Annotated in this window: 21 protein-coding genes and 4 pseudogenes; 19 read left to right on the forward strand and 6 right to left on the reverse strand. The window is 58.5% G+C overall.

Annotation, left to right across the window (positions count from 1 at the left end):
* Positions 1-277: 277 nt before the first annotated feature.
* The 10 genes and pseudogenes from G3N94_RS01135 (at position 278) to G3N94_RS01180 (ending at position 8,450) form a co-directional block, all read left to right on the forward strand.
* Positions 278-748 carry a hypothetical protein gene (locus tag G3N94_RS01135; RefSeq protein ID WP_205790099.1) on the forward strand — a complete coding sequence of 157 codons (471 nt, stop codon included), beginning with the start codon at positions 278-280 and terminating at the stop codon, positions 746-748.
* 363 nt (positions 749-1,111) lie between these two features.
* Complete coding sequence (locus G3N94_RS01140; protein WP_205790101.1) at positions 1,112-1,405, forward strand: hypothetical protein; 294 nt, start codon at positions 1,112-1,114, stop codon at positions 1,403-1,405.
* On the forward strand, positions 1,377-1,715 hold the full coding sequence (locus tag G3N94_RS01145; protein WP_205790103.1) for a hypothetical protein: 339 nt from the start codon (positions 1,377-1,379) through the stop codon (positions 1,713-1,715). The genes G3N94_RS01140 and G3N94_RS01145 overlap by 29 nt, the downstream gene beginning before the upstream one ends.
* A gap of 311 nt (positions 1,716-2,026) precedes the next feature.
* A complete protein-coding gene (locus G3N94_RS01150) occupies positions 2,027-2,371 on the forward strand; it encodes a hypothetical protein (RefSeq protein WP_057929566.1) in 345 nt (114 codons plus the stop codon).
* A 9-nt stretch (positions 2,372-2,380) separates the two neighbouring features.
* Complete coding sequence (locus G3N94_RS01155; RefSeq protein WP_141661961.1) at positions 2,381-2,635, forward strand: hypothetical protein; 255 nt, start codon at positions 2,381-2,383, stop codon at positions 2,633-2,635.
* 210 nt (positions 2,636-2,845) lie between these two features.
* Positions 2,846-3,868 carry a hypothetical protein gene (locus G3N94_RS01160; RefSeq protein WP_205790105.1) on the forward strand — a complete coding sequence of 341 codons (1,023 nt, stop codon included), beginning with the start codon at positions 2,846-2,848 and terminating at the stop codon, positions 3,866-3,868.
* A 49-nt stretch (positions 3,869-3,917) separates the two neighbouring features.
* Positions 3,918-4,265, forward strand: a complete 348-nt coding sequence (locus G3N94_RS01165; RefSeq protein ID WP_205790112.1) for a hypothetical protein — start codon at positions 3,918-3,920, stop codon at positions 4,263-4,265.
* A gap of 1,827 nt (positions 4,266-6,092) precedes the next feature.
* Positions 6,093-6,476 (forward strand): transposase, encoded by a 384-nt coding sequence (locus G3N94_RS01170; RefSeq protein ID WP_346778623.1) that lies wholly within the window; start codon positions 6,093-6,095, stop codon positions 6,474-6,476.
* Complete coding sequence (tnpB, locus tag G3N94_RS01175; RefSeq protein WP_148092775.1) at positions 6,464-6,811, forward strand: IS66 family insertion sequence element accessory protein TnpB; 348 nt, start codon at positions 6,464-6,466, stop codon at positions 6,809-6,811. Before G3N94_RS01170 ends, tnpB begins: the two co-directional genes overlap by 13 nt.
* Before the next feature lie 62 nt (positions 6,812-6,873).
* Positions 6,874-8,450: pseudogene (locus tag G3N94_RS01180) on the forward strand (IS66 family transposase).
* An 823-nt stretch (positions 8,451-9,273) separates the two neighbouring features.
* Here G3N94_RS01180 and G3N94_RS01185 read toward each other — a convergent pair.
* From G3N94_RS01185 to G3N94_RS01195, 3 genes and pseudogenes are all read right to left on the reverse strand, one after another.
* Positions 9,274-9,353, reverse strand: a pseudogene (locus G3N94_RS01185) (MerR family transcriptional regulator); the annotation flags it as partial.
* Complete coding sequence (locus G3N94_RS01190; RefSeq protein ID WP_205790173.1) at positions 9,331-9,846, reverse strand: DUF2867 domain-containing protein; 516 nt, start codon at positions 9,844-9,846, stop codon at positions 9,331-9,333. The gene G3N94_RS01190 and the pseudogene G3N94_RS01185, both read right to left, overlap by 23 nt.
* Before the next feature lie 41 nt (positions 9,847-9,887).
* Complete coding sequence (locus G3N94_RS01195) at positions 9,888-10,313, reverse strand: lipocalin-like domain-containing protein (protein WP_205790114.1); 426 nt, start codon at positions 10,311-10,313, stop codon at positions 9,888-9,890.
* Between the two features lie 128 nt (positions 10,314-10,441).
* On the opposite strand from G3N94_RS01195, the pseudogene G3N94_RS01200 reads away from it, so the two are divergent.
* A pseudogene (locus G3N94_RS01200) lies at positions 10,442-11,435 on the forward strand (IS630 family transposase).
* Positions 11,436-11,585: 150 nt separating this feature from the next.
* Here G3N94_RS01200 and G3N94_RS01205 read toward each other — a convergent pair.
* Positions 11,586-12,341 (reverse strand): 3-oxoacyl-ACP reductase family protein, encoded by a 756-nt coding sequence (locus G3N94_RS01205; RefSeq protein ID WP_205790116.1) that lies wholly within the window; start codon positions 12,339-12,341, stop codon positions 11,586-11,588.
* Between the two features lie 540 nt (positions 12,342-12,881).
* On the opposite strand from G3N94_RS01205, the gene G3N94_RS01210 reads away from it, so the two are divergent.
* Positions 12,882-14,147, forward strand: a complete 1,266-nt coding sequence (locus G3N94_RS01210) for an MFS transporter (protein WP_205790117.1) — start codon at positions 12,882-12,884, stop codon at positions 14,145-14,147.
* Positions 14,148-14,694: 547 nt separating this feature from the next.
* Here the strand turns inward: G3N94_RS01210 and G3N94_RS01215 are convergent.
* A complete protein-coding gene (locus G3N94_RS01215) occupies positions 14,695-15,132 on the reverse strand; it encodes a porin (RefSeq protein WP_346778624.1) in 438 nt (145 codons plus the stop codon).
* Positions 15,133-15,597: 465 nt separating this feature from the next.
* On the opposite strand from G3N94_RS01215, the gene G3N94_RS01220 reads away from it, so the two are divergent.
* From G3N94_RS01220 to G3N94_RS01245, 6 genes are all read left to right on the forward strand, one after another.
* The gene (locus G3N94_RS01220; protein WP_241021480.1) at positions 15,598-16,059 is read left to right on the forward strand and encodes a hemerythrin family protein; all 462 of its coding nucleotides are present in this window, start codon (positions 15,598-15,600) and stop codon (positions 16,057-16,059) included.
* 116 nt (positions 16,060-16,175) lie between these two features.
* Entirely contained in the window at positions 16,176-17,162 is a 987-nt protein-coding gene (locus G3N94_RS01225) for a PDR/VanB family oxidoreductase (RefSeq protein ID WP_205790119.1), read from the forward strand.
* A gap of 43 nt (positions 17,163-17,205) precedes the next feature.
* Entirely contained in the window at positions 17,206-17,487 is a 282-nt protein-coding gene (locus G3N94_RS01230; RefSeq protein WP_205790127.1) for a Rieske 2Fe-2S domain-containing protein, read from the forward strand.
* Between the two features lie 17 nt (positions 17,488-17,504).
* Positions 17,505-18,656, forward strand: coding sequence for an alpha-hydroxy acid oxidase (locus G3N94_RS01235; RefSeq protein WP_241021481.1), 1,152 nt, complete (start codon positions 17,505-17,507; stop codon positions 18,654-18,656).
* Positions 18,653-19,651: a D-glycerate dehydrogenase gene (locus G3N94_RS01240; RefSeq protein WP_205790131.1), complete on the forward strand. Its 999-nt coding sequence runs from the start codon at positions 18,653-18,655 to the stop codon at positions 19,649-19,651. The genes G3N94_RS01235 and G3N94_RS01240 overlap by 4 nt, the downstream gene beginning before the upstream one ends.
* Positions 19,648-20,499 carry a sugar phosphate isomerase/epimerase family protein gene (locus G3N94_RS01245; protein ID WP_205790133.1) on the forward strand — a complete coding sequence of 284 codons (852 nt, stop codon included), beginning with the start codon at positions 19,648-19,650 and terminating at the stop codon, positions 20,497-20,499. Before G3N94_RS01240 ends, G3N94_RS01245 begins: the two co-directional genes overlap by 4 nt.
* A 261-nt stretch (positions 20,500-20,760) precedes the next feature.
* Here G3N94_RS01245 and G3N94_RS01255 read toward each other — a convergent pair.
* Positions 20,761-21,586, reverse strand: a pseudogene (locus tag G3N94_RS01255) (IS3 family transposase); the annotation flags it as partial.
* Between the two features lie 366 nt (positions 21,587-21,952).
* On the opposite strand from G3N94_RS01255, the gene G3N94_RS01260 reads away from it, so the two are divergent.
* Complete coding sequence (locus G3N94_RS01260; protein WP_205790139.1) at positions 21,953-23,101, forward strand: porin; 1,149 nt, start codon at positions 21,953-21,955, stop codon at positions 23,099-23,101.
* The last annotated feature ends 304 nt before the right edge of the window (positions 23,102-23,405 follow it).

Raw genomic sequence — 23,405 nt, forward strand, 5'->3', positions numbered from 1 at the left:
GGAGAGGAGCCGGAGCGTCCAGGCGACGCGCGTGGGAACGCGTTCCGCTGGCAGGATTACGAGCAAACAGCCGAGGCTGTAGTGTTCGAGCTACAGGCGGCTGAGGCGGGCGAGCCGGGACGGAGCGCGGTGCCGCATCTGGCTACCATCATCGCGCTATCCTGCGACGACGGTCCGGATTTGGCGTGGAGGTATGAGCACGCGGCCGGAAACGCCTTGCGCGCTTACTTCGCGGCGAGATAGGAAAACCACACAACAGAACTGAGAGGACCACACCATGCAAAACCAAACTTTCAGCGACCGGCCGTCGCTCGGTCGACACCTGAGTATCCGCGGCATCCTGGGTTTGGGCGTGCTTGGTTGCATTGTAAGCGCGATCGTTTATGGAATCGCAAGTGGCGCGCGGTTCGTAGCCGGCGCTCTGCCGACCTGGGCACTTGCGGTTTGTGCCGGAGACTTCGCCGTGATCTTGTTCACGACCATTCGCATCGGGAAGGGCCGGCTCGGCTGGGCATCTGTTGCGCTGGGTCTTGTGATGTTGCTGACACTCGGTGCGACCGACTATGTCGTCAATGTCCCGAGCGTCACGCAGACCAACTCGCAGCTGCGCGGGATGTTCACCTTCTCAAATGTAGTCGAGGCGTTTTCATGGGTCCTGTTCGGAGCAGCGATGATTGCTGCGATTTTCGGAACCTGTGCATATGTGGAGTGGATGCGCGGTCGCGGTGCGTCGGCGCGAAACCGATGACGGGCGCAGTTCGAAACGCGTGAGTAAAACGACGGAAAATGGTGCCGTCACTGCAAGAACGGAACGGTTCGATAGGGGGACGAGAGCGTGACGAAACCTCACAGCATTGACGTGTCCTCGATGGGAGATACCTTGTGGGTAACTGCACACGACGGATCGTGCGTGGGCCGCTTTAGCAAGCGATTTGGGATCGATGTGCACCGAACCGTGACGGAGCAGTTAGCGGGCGGCGATCAGTGCCTGCATTGCACGCATGAGCCGGCCGGAGAGGCGGAGTGGCAAGAGTTTCGGGAGGCTGTTCTCCAACACCACGGGATTGATGTCCCGGTCGACGCGATCGATTTTTGAAGACGGAAAGCTTCCATGAGCCTCGTCGTGAAGAAAGTTGCACGAAGCAAAATGTCAGCGCATCAACTTGTACATTTCGCTGACGCCCCTATCGGTGAAGTGTGGCGCGAACAGGTCTCAGTGGTTGTGAGCAAGCTCACGGAGCCACGGCGCATGGCTACAAAGTGGCGTTGGTTCGCAAAGCAGGCCGGCAGCTCCGTAACACTTGGTCGGGGTACGCGCGCGGCGATGCTGCTCGGCCCAGGCTTCAAGGGAAAGGATGAGGCGATTTCAGTGCTTCTTGAAGCCTGCGGTCTCAATCGGGATTAGGGTAGGAAAACTGGCACGCAAGGACCCCGAACGTCAGCCGGTAGCTGGCATGGTGGACGAAATGGACGAGCAAAAATTCAACGCACTGCTGGACGGACAAGTTCCCTCGATTGATGACTATGCCGAGTTCGTGGCCATCGTCGAGAAGCTTCCGATCGAACTTCTCTGGGCTATCTTGACAAAGGCTCCGGTTTTGAACGGCATTCTTCGGACGGTGGTGAGCAAGACGCTGCAAGAAAAAATCGCGCGGAAGAACGTCGATGATTCCCTTGATGCGATCGTGACAGGAATGCGCGGCCGCCTCGGATAGGAAAATCACCGTTAGGGAATTCCCAGGAAGAGGCAATGATGTTCTCATTGCTCATGAGGACATCAGAGCAGAACGCTATCTCAGAAATGACATCCAGAGCGCGTTCACCGTCTACAGAAGAGATGATGGTGCGCCCATAGCGCAGCGCGAATGGAAAGATGCCGACCTGACAAGAGGTGAGGCCAAAGCACTTTTCGAGTATATGGATCAGGTAACGCGACAATACCTAGGAACCACTTTTGAAGCTGCCCTAGCCGCGCATCGCAAACACGAAGGAAACAAAGGACGCTAACATCGGAAAGCGAGGAACAATGGACAAGGCTGATCTCATCGCGGCACTGCAAGTTGCACAGGCCGCCGGTTGCCAGTTCGTCGTCGGCGTGCCGTCACTTGGCGGCAGCTCGACGGTGGCCTTGACGCCAGAGCAAGCGTTTCTGCTCACCACGGACAAGCAAGCATTGTTCGCGGACGTGATGGGCCTAACCAAGCCCGAGTACATCGAATGGCACGAGTCGCAAGGTTCGGTTTATTGCTCTGCCCGCACAAAGCAGGGCAAGCAGTGTCGAAATACCATCGTCGGCGCGACCTGGTTGCAGCCGGATGAGTGGAAGGCGCAGCGCGCGGTGGGCGGCTATTGTGCTGCCCACGGAGCGTAGGAAACCGAGATGGCGCGCTACTACGTTACACATGAAGGCCCCTACGATCACCCGCCATTCTCAAGAAGCGGCTGCTACCGCATATGGTCCGAAGGCACGCTGGAACCGATACGAGAGATTCACTGGTTCGAAACGCATGGCGCCCCGCTTGTCGACGCAGGGGGGACGTTGTCCGAGCTCCAGGCGCGTGAGCAGGCGTACTCGGTCATGCGCTCTTTTGATGATCCCATTCAGACAGCCGAGGCATATCGGCGGCGCAAATGAGTCGACGAGAACACATACCGGAAAACGACTCATGGATCGCGAAGAGAGCGAGATCGAGCTGACAATCGGTTCGTAAGCCGGGTCAGCTTCGCAGATAAGCTGACCCCATCGCCAACACACTAATTGAGAATTTCGACGATGACCAGAGAAGAGGATGTCGATTGGAAGTTGCGGCTCCTAGGCGTATCCGGGATCTTGCGAGGGAAGGAGATGAAGCACAACCCGCTGTTCGAACTATTCGAGTTCGATGGCGGAAAACTGTGCCCCAGGGTCACGTGCGGTGAGATTTCGTTTAACTTCGCGAACGGCCCCGAGATGAATGCCGCGGCGCTCTATCCTGAAAAGACAGTTGTTGTCTTTCGCGGAATGATGGAGGCAATTTTCAAAATTTCGGCACGGCTAGTGGGCCGAGGTGCTTTCCCACTGATCGGCAGTCTCCCAGGCCAAAGTTGGACACCAGACTACGCCCTGCTGTTTCGTACACCGAGCGAAACACTCGCATCTTTAGAGCCGTTTGAGAACGACGTAGGCCAATTCCCGTGGCTATTGTCTCCCGAGAGGTTGGCGTTGTTCATGTTCATCTCGAATACGATGTTTCGATTCATTGTGTTTCATGAGTTGGGGCATTTTTTTCACGAGCACGGCGGCCCAAAGCAAGCAGAGCACGTTATGGACTTTGACGAGATGGCGGCTCCATCCAGTTTAGGTGACATCGATCAACAAGCTAAGGAGTTGCTTGCTGACACATACGCATTCCAACGACTGATGCACTTCCAGCGAGAGCATCTTCTGACTCCGTATGCCGATCCAGTCCGGACGCTACTAGCCTCCCATTTCGCAGGGTCTGACGAAGATCTCGCGATCTTTGTCGGTACGATTGTCTACATCTACTTTCAGATGACCGAGGTGCCAGGCGATCGCGAACGTGATCCGGCGACGTGGAAGCATCCACCCGCTCCGTTCCGATTAAAAACCATCTTCGCCACTACCCTTGAGTATGGTGTACTCGACATCCCGCCAAACGCCGTTACCCGCATTCTGCAGGCCACGATTCTCCGCAGCCAAGCGCTCATTACCACGATGCTCGACCAACATGCTACCGACGAGTGGTTGGGCTCGATGAGCGCCCCTAAGTTTGGCGTGCATTACGAGCGGCTCCTCGAAGCAATGCCGCTCTGGTGTACGAAAGACGCCGATCGTTGGGACGAAACGTCATCGGCGGCTAGCGAATGAAACTAGAAAGTGCTGGCGGGGCCGGCACCACGGAAACTAGGGGAAAAGCATGGCCCGACTTTATGCAGATGGTAAGTCGAAGAAGCTGATTGCTGTGGTCACTGAATCGTGGAGCTATCACGTGATAGCTCGTCACGGGATGGAAGTTGATTGGCTCGTGAACGAGCGCTGCGACATGCTGGTTATCGAAGGGTATGTTGACCTCGAAGCGGCTGCCGAGGCCATGCAGCGCGAGGGCGGTAACGATTTTCCAGCACCACGTCACGCCTGGATGCGTTACATGCGAGCGCCCGAGGGTGAACTCGACGAAGGCGGGGATCGCAACGGGTGGCGAGGGGAGTGCCAGCGCGGCGATAGAGGCGCGGAACCGGTGACTATCTCCGTTCGAAACACGTGACCGAGACCAAGGAAAACAGTCAATGTCACGCAAGCGCCTGACGCATCTCACTGTAGGATGTCATGTGCTGCAGGCACGATCGATATCGGAGTGCTCAGCTGCCTTTGCTAACAAGGCAAGGCTTGGCTGCCTGACCTGCACATCGCTGTACGCGGTGCGCGCTAAATCCTAGGGAAAACTGGAGTCGGCAGATGATAACAAAGCTACTGGCGCTGGCCCTCTTGTGCTTCGCTTCCGCCGCGGCCATCGCCCAAGGGAACAACTGCGATTGCCAGCAAATAGTCGGTACGTGTCAGGCGTCAATCTCCGTGGCGCCGACGAGTAGCACATCAGGATCCTATGGCGCGGATCTTATGATCCAGTCCACGGCTCCAGTTTGTAGCAAGGTGGATTACTACGTCGATAACACACCGTACTTCACGATTCTCAGCCAGGGGAATAAAGGTGACGACCGAGTATTCGGACAAAAGCCAATCACACGTCGTTCAATCTCAGAGATCCAATGCAGGATTTGCCAACGCGTTGACCAACAACACCGCGACAACGACCCGAGCATAGCTGAGCGCAGGAGCTTGTCAGGTCGGTGGCACGGTGAGTCATGCCCTGGCGCCCCTGGGTGGTGGGGAGGTGGGGGGCCACCTCAAGACGTCACAGTCTCTCTTTCGGTGCGAAACGGTCAGGTGACAGGGGAACTCGCGGACGCCAGCCCCAGTTACTCCTTCTCGGCACAGCTAAATGGAACCGCTTCGAACTCGACGGCAGAAGTAAGCAGTACCGTTGGTTCGCGACATAAAATGAGTCTGTCGCCCGACGGAAATACGCTAACCGACAACTGGTGCAATAAGGACGGCGGATGCTCTACGTGCGTCATGCAACGTAACTGACGGGTTGGCATTGGGTAAGGGTTGCGCCGTGAAATTTCCAAAAGGCGATCTTGAGCTGCTGGCGCGGGTCTCGCGACAGCTCGGTGCTACCGGCTCGACGACACGCCGAGAAGCCGCGGAACGTGCGAGGTACAAATGGCTTGACGCTCAGCAGAAATTTTGAAGGGCGATGAGGAATATCTAGGAAAACACGATGCGCGCGAAAGATCGCTTGCTGGCGAAATACCTGTTAACGAAAAATAAAGTTGTATAGTGGGTTCGCTGATTTCACTGCGATTTTTCGATTCCAACGGCGGCGCTTAGGGACGGTTGTATAGCGATGCCATTGATTTATAAGTAAAAAGTCGCAAAAAATGGTGTGCGAGCTTGCGAATTATCCGCGAGCACACCAAGGTCTGCGCGGCTCACGGCGGTACCACAAGGGCAGGGGCGATTACGCGTCGCATGTGATGAACCGCTGCAGTCCTGCCCAGGCAGCAGCGTATCGCTGTCCCGGTATCCACGCGAGCTAGCGATCATTAGAGGGTGTGATTTTCGGCAATTCGCACCGATCAGCGGTGGTGGAACCCTCACGCCTAGTATGCCGAGCGTCCGACTCACGTCAAGGCCTGTAACGCCGGAAGTGCTGCTTGTGTTCGGCTTTCGCCGGAGCCAGCCCAGATGGCCAAATCTTCCGCCTCCAGAAGCAACCCACGACCTTCACTGACTAGGGGGCCGAGGTGGCAGAGGGATGCGCGACAGCGATGGGCGAAATTTGATAATAGAAAACCCACTCGGAATAACTACTCTTGCCGGCAAAGGCTTCGAACGGCTCGGGAAATCCGGCGGTCTTGATCGGTCGCCGGGAGGAGGCGCTACTTATCCGTAAGCGGCCAGCCAACCCGTCTTGAGTTTGGCCGAGACGCTTGGGAGTATCGTGTCCACTAAACGAATAAGCGGACACGTGAACACTATCGAATCGGAATCACTCCCGGAGCGTCGTCGGCGGCGACGCTACAGCGAGGAGTTCAAGGCGCAGGTGGTTGCGGCCTGCCAGGGAATCGGCGTATCGGTGGCGGCGGTCGCACTGGAACACAGGCTCAACGCGAATCTGCTGCGGCGCTGGATCGATCAGGCGGAAGGTCGACTTCCCAAGAGGCCGTTGGGCCGTCCACCGGCCACTCCACCGTCACTGCCAGCCTTTGTGCCGTTGGCATTGGGAACGCCGAGTCCGCATTCGCCGGAGATCCGCATCGAGGTGCGCCGGGGAGATCAGTCGATCACGGTGAGTTGGCCGGTGTCCGAGGCAACCCAGTGCGCCGCCTGGCTGCGTGAGTGGCTGCGGTGATCCGTGTCGACGAGATCTGGCTGGCGGTCGATCCACTGGACATGCGTGCCGGTTTCGATACGGCCTTGGCGCGCGTGGTCAAGGTGTTCGGCGCCGCTCACCCACACCATGCCTATTTGTTCGCCAATCGGCGCGCCAACCGCATGAAGGTCCTAATTCACGACGGGATTGGCATCTGGCTGGCCGCGCGACGCCTGAACCAGGGGCAGTTCGCCTGGCCTCACCTCGGCAGCGAACCCAAGCAGCGTGCCTTGACGCACGAACAGCTCGCCGGCCTGGTGCTGGGCTTGCCGTGGCAACGCATCGGCGAGGACGGCGTGATCCGCGTCGTCTGAGTCCGGGGAGACGTAAACAGTTGCGCTTCCGCCGTCTGCAGGGTTCTGGCAGACTGGCCTGCATGAACTTGCCTGCCGACCTCGACGCACTCAGCCCGGAACAGTTACGCGCCCTGACAGCGCGACTGATAGCCGAGGTCGAGGCGAAGGACCAGAAGATCAAGGAGAAGGAGCGGGAAGCGAGTGAACGAGACCGGGAACTACGCTACCGGCAGACCCGTATCGATCAACTCACCCACGAGGTCTCAGTCCTCAAGCGCCAGCAGTTCGGCCGGCGCAGCGAACAGCTCAACAGTGAGCAGATGAACCTGCTCGACGAGGCCATCGATGGCGACCTGGTTGCTATCGAGATGGAGCTCGAGCAGCTTGAGCCGACACGAGTTGATCGGCAACGCGAGCAGCCGAAACGCGTACCGCTGCCGCTGCAACTGCCACGCACCGACATCCATCACGAACCAGATAGCACGACGTGCCAGTGCGGTTGCGAACGCGTGCGCATCGGCGAGGACGTGAGCGAGAAGCTGGACTACACGCCGGGCGTGTTCACGGTGGAGCGGCATATCCGCGGCAAGTGGGTGTGCAAGGCATGCGAGACGCTGATCCAGGCGCCGGTTCCACCGCATGTGATCGACAAGGGCGTGCCCACTGCCGGGTTGCTCGCGCAGGTGCTGGTCGCCAAGTACGGCGACCACTTGCCTCTGTATCGCCAGGAACAGATCTTTGGCCGTGCGGGACTGGCTATCCCGAGATCCACGCTCGGTGCCTGGGTGGGCCGGTGTGGCGTGCAGTTGCAGCCGTTGGTCGACGCACTCCGCCAGGCTATCCTGCAACAGGGAGTGCTGCACGCGGACGAGACGCCCGTGCAGATGCTCAGCCCCGGCAAGGGCAAGACGCACCGGGCATACCTGTGGGCGTATACGCCGACCCACTTCAGCGACCTGCGCGCAGTGGTCTACGACTTCGCCGAGAGCCGCGCCGGTGCGCACGCTCGCACGTTCCTGAAGGGCTGGCACGGCAAGCTGGTGTGCGATGACTACAGCGGGTACAAGGCCTCGTTCCAGCACGGCATTACCGAGATCGGATGCGCAGCCCATGCCCGACGCAAGTTCTTCGAATTGCATGCCAATCACAGCAGCCAGATTGCCGGGCAGGCCCTGTCGTTCTATACCGCGCTCTACGACATCGAACGCGAGGCCGCGGCATTGAATGCCGACGAACGGCAGCGGCTTCGCCAGCGCCAGGCCAAACCGGTGTGCGATGCGCTCCATGAATGGCTGGTGACGCATCGCAAACCCGTTGCGGAGGGCTCGGCGATTGCGAAGGCGCTGGACTACAGCCTGAAACGTTGGGAAGCACTCACGCGCTATCTCGATGACGGGAACGTGCCGATCGGCATAACTGGGTCGAAAACCAGATCCGTCCGTGGGCAGTCGGACGGTCCAATTGGCTGTTCGCCGGGTCGTTGCGCGCGGGTCAGCGCGCGGCCGCCATCATGAGCTTGATCCGCTCAGCGCAACTGAACGGGCTCGATCCGCTCGCCTATCTGAAAGACGTCCTGACACGCTTGCCGACCCACAAGGCCAGCGACATCGACGCGCTGCTGCCGCATCGCTGGCAGCCTCTCTCGACCGCCGCCTAAACTCGGTCGTCAAGACGTATTGGCTGGCCGCTTACACTTATCCCCATGATTTCGCCACCCGGCGCCACGACCAGTAACCAGTCTGGTCGTCCGGTAATTGGATCGGGGTAGATGTGGCGTAGATGACGAACGACAGTTGGAAAACGCGGGTCTTTCAGCAATGCCTGAAGTGACAAGGGGTACGGATTGCCGCCGCGAGGCGTGGCTTCGTAGTAGCTCTTCAGGGCCGAACGATACTGCGCGCCCACAAATAGAAGCTCCTCCTCTGCGGTCCGGCGCTGAGCGATCGAACCTAGTGCGGCCGCAGCCGCGGACACAATTCCAAGGATGGCGACAAAAATCAGCAATCCAAGGTATGTGAATCCCCTTGGCGGTATGCCACGTCTGCTCCTAGTAGTCGGCATACCTTGTCCCATGCCTGTCGCTTCCCGCCGCGTTACTCTTAACATCGTAGACCTGCCCTTGGTCCGGATCGTCGGGCTGCAAGATCTTCCACTCAGCCGTCGGGCCGGCAACTGGGTCAATGGGGATCGCACGTAGATACCTTTTGTCCACAAGTTCGGTGAGACTATCGGGGTAACGCCCGACATCTGCATAGAACTTGTCGATGGTCTCACGCATGATTCGCAGGTTTTCGTGCAGCACCGTATCCTTCGATGCTTCGATACCCTGAAAGTACCGCGGCACAGCAAGCGTTAGTAAGACGGTGTTAACGGGCGCGCAGAATTGACCCGTGGGTCAAATTTAAACGCTCGCCAACACAGCCCTTTTGAATCCGTCTCTAAGGTACAGCCGAGCTTGCCTGACTCGTATCGCCCTGTCGTTACGCGATCAGCGGGTATGAAAATTCCCTTTTCGTGCATGGCAGGCGCAGACCAGTTCAGACAGCACGGCTTGCCGCCTGTTCCAGACTAGCCCGCGCGATTACACGGTGGAACGGTGTGATTACCGCGAGGTACGTCCGCCCCAGCAAGTTATGGCAATGCACCACGGTCACCACGACGAGCTCCCTGCCGCGTGCCGCGCCCGCACGCTGCTGGATCGCGAGCCGGAAGTCGAGATGCCGATCGTCCTCGCCCATCACCAGTTCCCCCGCACTCTTCGACAGCAGTGGAAAGAAACCGATCACCGGCCCCCGCGCCGCCGCAGCAATACCGACCGCACGAGACGATTTGACGCTGACTGTCGCCATAATCGTGTCTCGCACCCGCGTCAGCGCACGAATCCACCACGCCTGCCGCTCAAATCCAGCGCGCGCCAACACTTCTAGATCGTCGCTGGCCCCCGCCGGCAACTGAACCGCATACGCATCCAGCAGGTCCGCGCTCTTATAGAGTGGCGCCAGGATGCTGTCGAATGGCGCGGGTATCGCATGAGCTTTATGGGCATTGATCATCAACCAATCTCTCCATAGTTTGGGAATAGCGCGAGCCTGCGCTAGGCATTGTTTCTCTGCGCCATCAGCACACCGCGAGCCATTCGCCCCGGGAACGATGGATGGGGCTGCCACGCAGTTGTTATTGATAGGACGCCGCGATCTACCTTGAAGAACCGAACCTGCTCGGAGCCAATCCAGCCTGGATGCCAAGCCGTGTCGACCTTGATGATGAGTTTGTCCTCATCCTCGACACGACACAAACCAGAATAAGCAATCATTGTCTCGAAAAGGGCTGCCGGATCACTATTCAGGCGCTCTCTGGATGTGAGTATCGACATCATCCGATCGCGTTCGATGACTATATGGCCGAGTGGTTCGACACCGTATTTGTCCGCGCGCTCGCCTGTATCCTCGAACTCGACCTGAAAAGATAAAATCTTCCACCACCCGAACAACGGGTGGGCTTCGATGTCGGACATAGCCATCTCACCACTCCTTGGTTTCGCCAACCTACAAGTCAGACACGGGCGATTAGTGATATTTCCGTAAATCATGACAACCGTTGAGCGTCGCAAGCGTTATATTTCCAGGAACGTCCTGGAGACAAGTTGGCATGGCACAAACGCGGTTGAGCGAAGCAGCAAAGAAGCGATTGAAGGCGGGTCGGCTGTTGCTGGCGGGCAAGGGCTGCACCGAAGTGGCGTTGGCGGTAGGTGTGGCTCGGCAGACGGTGTACACATGGAAGCGGCTGCTCGATGAAGGCGGCATCGATACCCTGCGAGAGGTGCGCGAGCGAGGGCGCCCGGCCCAACTCGATGAGCAACAGTTGGCGGCTGTTCGTGCCGCCCTGCTGCAAAGTCCCGTCGAGCACGGATTTGGCACTGAACTGTGGACACTCAAGCGTGTGGGCGCGGTCATCGAGCGCATGTACGGCGTTCGCTTTGGCCAGACGCAGGTTTGGCGCATCTTGGGCTCACTGGGATTTAGCCCGCAAAAGCCCGAGAAGCGGGCCATCGAGCGCAACGAGGATGCCGTGCGCAACTGGAAGCGCCGCACCTGGCCGAGCCTTAAAAAAAAGCCCGACGAGAAGGCCGACTGATTGTCTTCGTGGACGAGTCTGGCATCAGCGAGCGCCCGACCAGAGTCCGCACCTGGGCGCCCAAGGGACAGACGCCGATCATCCAGTTTCACTTCAACTGGAATCATGTCTCGGTCATCGCCGGACTCACGCGTACCAACTGTTTGTTCCGGCTGCACGAGGGAAGCATCAAGAAGGAGGAGATCGTCGAATTCCTCAAAGCGCTCAAGGCCCACCTGAGGCAGCCGCTGCCGGTGATCTGGGATGGCCTGAAGGCGCATCTGAGTCGTTTGGTAAGCGAGTACCTGGACAGCCTGGACGGACACATCCAGATCGCGTTCCTGCCACCGTACGCGCCGGACATGAACCCGGTCGAATACCTGTGGGCCTGGCTGAAGCGCCACGCACTGGCCAACTACTGCCCCAACGATCTCGGCGAACTGCGCGCGAGCGCCCGCAACAAGCTCAAAACGCTCAAAAGCGGCCTTCGATCATTGCCGCTTGCTGGATGCAGGCTACGCTGTGGTGACGTCATGAATTATGGAAGTCTCAATAATCCACCATTCAGCGTGGGGCTTTGTTCGCGCGATTCGAACACGGCCCACATCGAGTAAAAATCAACGCTTGTGCGGGCGCTTCATGAGCCCCAGATGTGTGGGTTCGCCGCGCTGGATCTTTGTCAGTGATAGACTGACCCGCCATCGACGGCAAGGATCTGACCAGAGATGAATGACGCGTCGTCGCTCGCGAGAAAAGCGACAGCACCCACGATGTCGGCCGGCCATGCATCTCTCGGTAAAGCACGGGTCGAGATCGCCGATTCGCGATACGTGTCGCGAAATTCCTCGTTCGCGAGATTGCCCTCGCTCAACGTGTAGCCTGGTGAGACAGCGTTCACGGTCACGAACTCCGATCCCAATTCGCGCGCTAGCGCGCGCGTCATCGTCATCAGGGCACCCTTGCTGGCCACGTAGTCGAGCATAAAAGGCGCACCCTTGAACGCCGTGCCAGAAGTGATATTGACGATACGACCATATCGACGACACCTCATGTGCGGCGACACAGCACGAGCGCACAGAAACGGCCCCATAGCATTGACATCCTGCATGCGACGCCATTCGGCTACCGAGATTTGCTCGAAAGGCCGGAGTTGTATGGTTGAGGCGATAGCCGCGTTGTTCACCAGAACATCGACTTGTCCAAACTGCTCGATCGTGCGCTCCACCATGGCATTCACCGCATCCTCGTCTGCCACGTCGACGTTTACCGCCAAAACCGAGGCGCCGCCTTGTCGCAGTTCGATCGCCACATCTTCGGCATTCGCAATGTCGGCAAGCACGATCGCGGCGCCTTCGGAAGAGAGTCTCTCTGCGATCGCCCGGCCTATGCCGGTACTTGCGCCGGTCACGATCGCCACTTTGTCCACAAACCTCATCGTTTTGAACCTCTATTCGCGAGTGAAAAATGGAGCCTGGCGCTCACGGAGTTCGGGATCAGGGTGCCTGCTCATTTAGCCCCGAATAGGTGGGGCCTTCGACACATGGAAAACCGATATATCCACCACGTCGTGACAGTCGACGCCTGCCTCGATTATTTAACTTCCACGGAAGATACAACGCGAAACGACTGGGTGTCGAGATAAGGAAAACCCCTACGTCAAACTCGCTGGATGATGTCGTATGAAGAGCGGAATCGCGGGAATCACGCCGACTCGCAGAGTAGGGAAATCAATGAGTTGACTGGTTAGGTATCGAAATATAATCTTCCTCGGAAGTTCGAGTGTCGGATGCGGCCACCAAGGTGTTCCAGGACGTGTGCGCTATTTGGCTACGCCAATGATGTTCGAGCAGAGAGAGGGGCGGTTCAGGGGGCGACTTATTAGTCGAGTTACGCAGGCAAGCCGTTGAGTTCGGCCCATCTAGCCTTGCGCAGGTCTTTTGTAGTTAAAAGCACGTACATCGAAAGGAGACACCGGATGTTCAATCAGCCTATTAATCGATGGTGGAATGTGGTCGCCGGTGCTCTAAGTGCCTCTGTTGGCGCAGGGGTAGTCGGCGTCTATATGTTTGGCATATTTGCCAAATCGATTGGTGAGGAATTTGGATGGTCGCGAGCCTCGGTGTCCCTAGGGTTAACCGCTTTCGCGCTTGTCTCGGGTATCGGGTCATTCACGCTCGGAATGGCGATCGATAGACTGGGAATGAGAAAGGTCACAATCATTTATGTACTAATGTTCGGGCTTTCGATTGCGCTCGTGCCATTCCTCCCGGCAGGCCTTGGCTTATTTATCGCTACGTTTGGGGTCGCCGGCTTTTTTGGTTCCGCTGCTACGGTGTTGCCGTACGCGACAGCGGTTTGTGCGTGGTTCAATCGCAAGCGAGGCCTTGCACTAGGGTTGGTGAACGCGGGGACCGGTATCGGCGCGGCTCTGATGCCGTTGTACGCTCACTTCTTGTTGTCGAGATACGGCTGGCGGGGAGGATACTGGGGCGTTGCTGCGCTGGTGACCTTTGTGCCAATTGTCATGTTGCTTTTCTTTGTGCGGCTGCCTTCGGACTACGAGCAGGAGCGGCGCATGAGACGTGAGGCGAAAAATAAATGGACCGGTGGCAGTTCTCGCTCGTTGGGTTCGGTCGTGCGATCAAGCCGACCGTTTTGGTTGATTGTGATCGGCATCTTCAATGTCTCCGTGGCAACGTTCGGGATCATCTCCCAGCTAGTCCCAATTGTCACCGACCGTGGCTACTCTTCGTTGGCTGCAGCGGGGATTCTCACGAGCGTCGGCGTAGGGTCGCTCATCTCACGCCTGGCGATTGGCTTCGCTATGGACCGGATCTTCGCTCCATATGTCACTGCTGGCGTCTTTGCACTTGCAATGGTCGGAATGGGAGTGTTGACTACGGCAAGTTCCCTTACGGCTTTGACGTTCGCTGGGGTTCTGGTAGGTATCGCAGCCGGTGCCGAAGGCGACATCCTAACCTTCCTCGTGAGCCGCTACTTTCCGATGACCGATTTCGGGAGCGTTACGGGTGCCATCTGGGTATCGTGGGCATGGGGAGGCGCATTGGGTACCTATCTCTTGGGACTCTCATTTGACCTGGTTCACTCTTACAATATCGCAATAATCTCGTTCATTGCAGCAGTTGGTGTTGGCGCCATTGCGGTTCTGCGCGTAGGTCCATATGCGTTTCCTCCCCATCGCGAGGAGGTCTATAACGGCACGACCGTCGCAAGCAGGTAGCGAGTGGCGCTATCACGCCGGCACGCCGCGAAGTGCCTCGTCTTCCACTAGCGGGCAGCCGCGTGGTTCTCGTGGCTTGCAAGGTAGCCGTAGGTTTAGGAGGGCGGGGCGGACCTCGGCGAGCAGTGGGTGGACATTCTGGATTGCACCGACAGCAGAGCCCATGTTGACACGATAAAAACTTCATCGTTATTGGCATCACTGCGATTCCGCAAGTCCACTGCTGCTTACTGCGAAACTAGCGCGAACCCGCTGGTCGCAGGGAGGATTAGGAGCCGGTCCGCAACGACTCTGCTCAGTTCAGGTTCTGAACGCGGCAAGAGCCGCAGAAAGCGCTTTGCCGAGACCTTGTCGCGCCGTTTCTGGATCAACACGACCGATTCGGCGCCATGGTAATCCATCGCATGCAATAGCAGATAGGTCGCCGCGCAGCTTCTCATCGATTTGCTAGATCTTACTCGGCTTGCGCGCCACGCCGTTTTACGCAACGGATAAACCCAGCCCCTAATTCGTTAGCAACCGGTCCATCGGTACATGATCGGGACAATCAGGACGTCTTGATAAAGCAGCCCGGGTAGCCTGCCGCTGCAGCCGGGGCCACGTTGTCACGTCCGAGAGAAAAGCTAACGCCGAACGTCACCCCGGAGGACGAGAAACTGTAGACGATTGCGTTATCGAGACGCGGTTGCGAAAGATAGCCGTCAAGAAAGCCCGCAGCATAGATGTTGGAGCCCATAGAATCCCCGGGCATTGCCCAGAAGATTTGGGAATATTGGCGACCGAACGACAAAGTTCCCCATCGGCTTGAAAGCCCCACGTACGCCTGCCGTCCAAACAAACGGCCACTCTGGTTGAGCGTACCCCGCCCCGGCGCGAATCCCGACTCCAACACGAACACCGCACTGAGACCGCCGCCCAAATCCTCTTTGCCTCGGAAGCCCCATCGTGAAGGAATCGTTCCCGTAAGCTGTGGAACCTTCACCACGCTCGATTTCTGCGGACGATATTTGTCAGGTATTCGACGCCCGCGTCGATGATCCCGTAGAGCGTTACGCTGGACTATGCTTGCGCCGCGCCCGGCGCACTTGCCGCTAGCGCCGAGCCCCCCCAACAAAGTACCGAACGCGACAACGGCGCGTAACCGAACAACGACTTCGATGACGTCTCCACGGATCTCCTCCGATGTGTTTTATGGTTGATATCTGATGAGGAAGATACAAATACAACATCTTCCATGTCACACATCGGAGCCACCGGAATTACCCGTAGCAGACGTCCCCTCCCGCGGACAAGGGTTTTAGGATCCCGATTGGAATCGATCGTTCGGCCCTTAGAGTCGATAATTGACCGCATTCTCGTTTCCCCTACCTCGACACCTCGCTTTGGATTAGGTAGCTTCCATGGAAGATAGGTGGTTTTTGAAGTTGCGTTTGCATGAGAGTCGTGAACTATGGAAATCTCCCAAGATATTAGCGCGCGCAACCTGCCTTCGGCTGCGCAGGCGCTGACCGCTGACGTGTCGGCAGTCTCGCGAAAGGCGCGACAGGTTGTCGGTCCGGAGCCTGTCTCTCCAGCCTTTGAGTGGAAGGACGCCCTTATGCTTGGTCACACGTCGATGGACGAAATGGACCACGAGTTTGTCGGGTGCGTGAACGCGTTACTTACCGTAGACGACGATGGCCTTGCAGCTGCGCTCGAGTCTTTCGACGAGCACGCGCGCCGCCGTTTTGGCGAGGAGGATGACGACATGCGGAGAACAGCGTACGAGTCAGCCGGCTGCCATATCGACGAGCACGCAGCAGTGCTTCGATCCGTCGTTGAGGTCTGCGAGGCTCTTGCAGAGGGGCGGACGCAGGTTGTCGGGTCGTTAGGTCGTGCGCTTATGGACTGGATTCCCGAGCACGTCGCGTGATGGACTACGGTCTTGCGCGCTGGCTCATTCAGCAAAAACTAGGCTGAGATCCAGTAGGCGTACGGCGCCGCTTGCCCGTTGTTGCCTGACGTATTTGCTTTTACGAGGATCTCCCCATGGAAATTCCCATTCCCGAATTCAACGCTACGTTGCAAGTGAAAGTCTCGGCACCGACCTGCCTGGCCGACGACATCCTTGGCTACGAACTTGCGTCCTTGTCCGAGGCGCCGTTGCCCAAATTTGAGGCCGGCGCGCACATTGACGTGCACTTGCCTGGTGGACTAGTTCGTCAATATTCTCTTTACGATCTTCCGGACGAGCGCTCGCGCTACCGCATCGGCGTGCTCCGCGATCCGCGGTCTCGCGGCGGTTCAGTCGCACTTCATGAGGACGTTCAGGCTGGCGACACGCTGACGATCAGCGTCCCGCGCAATCACTTCGCGCTGCACGGCGGTCCTGACCAGTCCATTCTCTTTGCGGGCGGCATCGGCATCACGCCGATCTTATGCATGGCTCAACAACTGACACGCGAAAGCCGTCCGTTCAAGATGCACTATTGCGGCCGCTCTCTATCGCGCATGGCGCTGGTTGACCGTGTTCGGGAGATGGCGCTTGGAAATGATCTGCAGGTGCATATTGACGACGGTCCGCCCGAGCAGCGATTGGATGCGCGAGCCTCGATCGGTGTACCGTCGCCCGACAAGCGCTTGTACGTGTGCGGGCCGGCGGGCTTCATGGATCACATCCTGCAGACTGCGCGCGAACTTGGCTGGAGCGACACGCATCTGCATCGCGAATATTTCGCGGGCCCGAAGATAGAGTCGTCAGACGAAGATGCTCCCTTCGAAATCGAAATCCGTAGCTGCGGCAAAGTGATCAGAGTGGCGGCGGACCAGACTCCAGCAAACGCGCCGCTTGATGCTGGGTTCGCGCTTCCGCTGTCCTGCGAACAGGGTGTGTGCGGCACCTGCATGACGAGGGTACTCGACGGAGAGCCCGACCATCGGGACCTTTACCTCACTGACGACGAGCGCTCGCGCAACGATTGCTTCATGCCGTGTTGCTCACGGTTCAAATCGAAACGATTGGTCCTCGACCTTTGAAGGCTGGCCATTCAACCACTACCTAAAAGTCCCGGAGATTCATATGTTGAACCACCAAGATAACGAAATGATGTGCCGGACGGGTGAGGGAACCCCGATGGGAAATGCGATGCGCCGTTTCTGGTTGCCCGTGATCCAGTCGTCGGATACGCCACCGCCGAACGCCGGCCCGAAATCGATCGAGGTGCTCGGGCAGCGCTTGGTAGTCTGGCGTGACCAGCAAGGCCGACCTGGCGTCTACGCCGAGGCCTGTCTGCACCGTGGCGCTTCATTGCACTTGGCGCGCGTCGCCGACATGTTGAGCGCCGCCGTGGGGGCTGCATAATCATGCGGACGACGAGATTGCAGGATGCCCACTCCATCGAGGATCTGAGGAAGTTGGCACGCCGCCGCGTACCAAGGGGCGTATTCGACTTCTTTGACGGTGGAGCAGAGGACGAAATCACGTTGCGCGAAAATCGAGAGGGCTTCAAGCGGATCTCGCTACGGCCCCGCTTGTTGGAGAATGTAGAGAATCCGGATATCTCCACGACTATTCTGGGCGCGACTGCTGCCGCACCAATCGTCATCGCACCAACGGGCGCGATCGGAGCCGGATGGCCGAAGGCAGATGTCGCAATCGCACGTACCGCTGCGCGACTCGGTGTTCCATACACGCTGTCTACCACGGCTACCTCTTCGATAGAAACCATAGCCGATGAGGCCGGTGGACGACTTTGGTTCCAACTCTATACGCTTCGCGATAAGGCGTTCACCGGCAAGTTGCTGGAGCGTGCGGCCGCGGCCGATTATGAAGCACTCGTGGTCACGCTGGATCTCGCGACCGGTGGCAAACGCGAGCGCGATCTGCGCAACCGCTTTACCGTGCCGTTCCGTATGAGTTGGCGTACGGCATTTGACTTTGCCAGCCGGCCTGGCTGGTGCTTGCAGGTGCTGCGCCATGGACAACCGCGCTTTGAGAACTTGGTCGGATTCGAGGGCAATAGGGATCCGCGCGCCGCGATCGCGGCGAAGGTTGGACAGAACCTAGACGCGTCCTTTGACTGGGAGGCGCTGCTACGGCTACGTGATCGCTGGCCTCGAAACCTGTTGGTAAAGGGCGTGCTACGCGGTGAAGATGCGGCGCGACTCTGCAATCTAGGCGTTGACGGTGTCTGGGTCTCCAACCATGGCGGACGCCAACTAGATGGAGCAGTTGCCGCGGCTGATGTATTGCCGGAAATTATCCACGCGCTTCGCGGACGGATTCCCGTCGTCATCGACTCAGGTGTGCGCCGAGGCGTCGACATCGTCAAAGCGTTGGCGCTCGGGGCTAGCGCTGTCGCGATCGGCCGCGCGACACTCTATGGCGTGACCGCTGGGGGCGAAGCCGGGGCCGAGCGTGCGTTAGCTATTCTTACCGACGAATTGCGGCGTGCCATGCGACTGTGCGGTACCGCGTGTGTGAGCGACATCGATTCGACGCTTGTTCAGCGTAAGGAATACTGGGCATGACCAGGGCGCGATTGCTGATCACACGCACGCTGCCAGACGCAGCGCTTGACCTCGCACGTGAGCGATTCGACGTGACACTATGGCCACATGACGAGCCTATCGGCGATGCACTGATGACCTACGTACAGTCCAGCGACGCTGTGCTTGTCATGGCCACCGACCGACTGGATCGCGTGAGGCTGCGGGCGATGAGTTCGCACGTGCAAGCGCTGGCGACCTACTCGGTGGGCTATGACCATATTGACCTTGAAGCCGCCACCGAGTTCGGTTTGCCGGTGTTCTATACGCCCGATGTCCTAAGCGATGCTGTAGCTGAAACGGCCTTGCTTCTAATCCTCTCCGCCGCGCGTGATGCTTCGACAGCCGAGACCATCCTTCGTGCGGGCGAATGGGGACCGTGGTCGCCAACACGTTTTCTTGGAAAGGAATTGACCGGGCGCCGCCTCGGGCTATTCGGAATGGGGCGGATAGGATTGGCCGTGGCGAGGCGTGCACAAGCCTTCGGGATGCGCATTCACTATCACAACCGCTCCCGGCATCCCGAAGACGCTGGAATTACATACCACCCGAGCCTCGATTCCCTGCTTGGAATAAGCGATGTCCTGTGCGTATGTGCGCCGTCGACCGAACAGACCCGGGGTGCATTGAATGCGGATCGGATTGCACTGCTTCCCGAAGGCGCAGTGTTCGTCAATATCGCACGCGGCGATCTCGTCGATGAGGCGGCACTGATGGACGCGATTGAGTCTGGTCGAATCGCTAGCGCAGGACTCGATGTCTACTGCAACGAGCCGCACATTGATCGACGTTTCCTCACACTGCCGCGCACAACACTCTTGCCACACGTCGGCAGTGCCACCTACGAAGCACGACTTGCCATGGGGCGACTTGCAATCGAAGCACTTGAGCAATGGCTGTACGTAGGCAAAACGTCAGCAAATTGCCTAAATCCGTCGGTGCCCACACCTAAGGTTCATTTCGGGAGCGATCTATGAAGTGGAATTTACGCTACGCACCTCACCTCGGATATCGTCCGCCGTTCCTGCCGATGTTCTCGGCAACAGTGGGCAGCGCCGATCCCGTCGATCAGATCGGCTTCGCGGCCGATAGGGGCTTTGCCGGCGTGCTCTATGCTGCCGCGCGCTCGCGGGACGCATCGGAACAAATGCGCGTGGGAGAGGCTCTTGCTCGCCACGGGCTCGAACCGGGGTGCATCCTCTACACAACGTTCGATCAACTTCGAAACATTAGTTGGGGGAACGACAGCGCAGAGGCTCGTGCATGGATCGCGCACGAGATGCAACATGCGATTGCCGCCGCTGAGCGGGTGGGTGCCCGCCGGCTTGCGGTGCTTGGAGGTGCGGATCCGCATCGTCCGCTCGCGCTACAGCTTGGCGCGTTTGTCGTAAACCTGCGCGAGGCAGCGGACATTGCGGGTAGGCACGGGCTGACGCTCTGCCTGGAGACGGTGAGTCGCAAGCGCGTCGCCGGCATGCTGCTCGAGCATATCACTGACGCGTACGCGATCATCAAGGCGGCAAATCATCCCGCTGTCCGACTGATCTTTGATACCTCCCACGTGCAGTCGATGGACGGGGACCTCCTGTTTCATCTGGATCAGACCTGGGATGCCATCGAGATTGTGCAGCTCGTCGATAATCCTGGTCGGTTTGAGCCCGGCAGCGGCGAAATTAATTTCGAAAGTGTATTGCGCAAGCTTGCGGGCCACGGCTATACCGGACTCGTAGAACTGGAGTATGACTGGCGAACCCCTGGACTGCCAAGTGAAAAGCGTGGTTTGGAGACGTTGCGACGGTTGGACGCGGCAGCATTCGGAAGCTAGTCGCGGCGGCGTCCGAGCAAGTGGGTGAGGAGGAGCTCGGAACATAACCTGTGGCCACAAATACTTGTTTAAGGCATGACTGAGATTGACCCGCTTCAACGGAGAGGTTTGCAGTTGGAATCGATATACGGTCTAGCCTCCATTGAGTGTTGAGTCGCGGGTTGTCCATGGGCGGGCGGCGGGTCGCCTGTCACGACCACGACGCCGCCCGACGGTGGGCAACCCGCAAGTTGGCACGGTTGTTTCCTTTGTGTGCGCGTCTTCGAATTCGAGCGGTGAACGATAGCCGAGGCTGCTGTGCAAGCAACGGATGTTGTACCAGCCCTCGAGTAAGCGGAAGATCGCGCGTCGTGCCTGCTCTCGCGTATCGAAGTGCTCGCGCATGAGCAACTCCGCCTCCAGCGTGCCGAAGAACGACTCACACATCGCGTTGTCATAGCAGTCGCCCGCGGTGCCCATCGAAGGTTGCACGCCCGCCTCACGGCAGCGCCGCCCGAAGGCAATCGACGTATATTGGGCATCCTTGGTCCGAGTGATGGATCACGCCGTCGGCGTGCCGCTGCGCAAGCGCCATGTCCAACGCCCGGAGCATCAGTTCCGTGTACAGGTGGTTGGACATGGCCCAGCCGACGATGCGCCGGCTGAACACGTCGAGCACCACCGCCAGATACAGGAATCCCTCGCCGGTCGGGATGTAGGTGGCGTCCGCCACCAACAGTACGTTCGCAGCGTCGGCGCTGAAGTGCCGCTGTACCAGATCGGGCGCGCGCCGCGCGCCCGCGCGCTGACGCGTCGTGCTCTTCCAGGGCCTGCGGCTTGCCCCGCATAGGCCAGCCAGTGGCATCAGGCGCGCCACGCGCTTGCGTCCGACGTGTACGCTCTCACGGGCGAGTTGCGCGTGGATGCGCGGCACGCCGTAGGTGCCGCGCGAGCTCGCGTGCAGCGGGCGGATACGCGACAGCAACTGCGCATCGCTGGACGCCTGCTTCGATGGCTCTCGTTCCAGCCACGCGTAATAGCCGCTGGTGGAGACCTTCAGCAGCCGTGCCATCGTGGCAATGGGCCACCGCGCCTGGTTTGCCTTCATGAATCCGTACCCTTCTAGAAGGACTTTCCTTTGTTTGCACGCTGGGGTTGACCTATCTGTCCATTCGATTCCCATGTCATCGGGGACACATTCGGCATTCAGCGGCGAGACAGGCTGCACACCTGGCTACTCTTTGATCATAACAGCCCTTCCTAGGAAGATTATGTTTGGGAGAAGTGGTGTCGAGATAGGGCAAATGCGTATACGTGAAACGCTGCTAATTTTGTGTGTCAGAACTGTTAGATGTCGATATCGTCAGCTGATCTGTCGTGAAATTCGGGTAACTCCTTAATGATAAATGTTTGACATGGAAGATGATCAAAGCGTATCTTCCGTGGAAGCATATAACCAAATGGAGACAGGAGAATGGGTTCACGATGGGGTCGAGCGGGGAGTGTTTTCTCGTGGCGTCGAACGATCTGTTTGGGCGTTTCGTCGCTTGCTGTCTGTGGGCCAACAGTGTCGCAGGCGCAGAGCAGCGTCACGTTGTATGGCATCGTAGATACAGGCGTTGAATATGTGACCAACACTGGTCCAAATAAATCGAGCGCTGTGCGTATGCCATCGCTGACAGGATCGATGCCCTCGAGATGGGGCCTCCGTGGCAAAGAGGACCTTGGCGGCGGTCTCAGCGCGGTGTTTGTGTTGGAATCAGGATTCGCTGCAGCGCAAGGGACGCTGAATCAAGGCGGTCGCTTGTTTGGTAGGCAAGCATACGTAGGGTTGGCAGGGCGGTGGGGGACGTTCACGCTTGGTCGGCAATACTCACAGATCTTTTGGGCGCTGCCCGGCGACACGATCGGACCGAACATCTATGCGGCTGCTGATCTGGACACGTACCTTGCTCAACCGCGGCTCGACAACGCTGTCGCATACACGTTCTCGTCGTCTGGTCTGACTATAGGCGCGACGTATTCGTTTGGGCGTGACGGTGTAGCTCCTGCACAGGCGGGAGGATGTGCAGGCCAGTCGCCGACAGACTGGCGGGCCTGTAAGTCAATGTCTGCGATGGTGAAGTATGAAGCGGCAACCTGGGGGATAGCCACTGCTTTTGACCGTAACTACGGCGGAGGCGGTACGGGATCGCCGTTGCGTACCAGTTCTCTGACTGACACGCGTATCGTCGTCGATGGTTATGTGAAGTTCGGTACTGCAACTATTGGTACCGGGTTCCTTCATCGGATTAACCACGGGGCGCAGACTCCGACAGTGTTCGACGCGGTTAGCAACTACTGGTGGCTTGGCGGAACGTACTACCCTGATCCGCAGATCGCCCTTGATGCCCAGTTCGGCCACTTATCGGTAAATGGCGGGAGTTCAGTAGGGGCTTCCGTGATCGCCGCGCGGGCCACTTACCTGTTGTCTAAGCGGTCCGCGGTATACATCACTGCAGGACGTATGTTCAATCAGCGCAACGCTACATTCACGATCGACGGCGGCGTGGTGAGCGGCTCAAATCCAGTGCCCGGAGTGAATCAAACAGGGGTGATGGTGGGCATCCGCCATCAATTCTAGCCTGGCGAACGCAAAACTCGGACCTTTTCACATCAGTCGTGAGCGGCGTCGTCACGGAACAGTGCGGGTGCTGCCCGCGCGATTCAGATTTCGGCGGGGGCTGTGAATCGGCTCTCTGCGTGTCGAGATTCAGGAGCGTGAACTTCTGCTTCGACCATTGCGGCGTTTGGCTGGCCTGAAACCGAAACTTGTTGGCGGAGGAATAGCGGCCATCTCCATGTATGCGGCCCTGCAGCGTTACTCGAGTTTGGATGCGTTTAGCGACACGCTTTCGATCGCGGGGCGGAAGCGCTCAGGGTCCAGT

This window comes from Burkholderia sp. Ac-20353, assembly GCF_017104785.1.
Classification (GTDB): domain Bacteria; phylum Pseudomonadota; class Gammaproteobacteria; order Burkholderiales; family Burkholderiaceae; genus Burkholderia.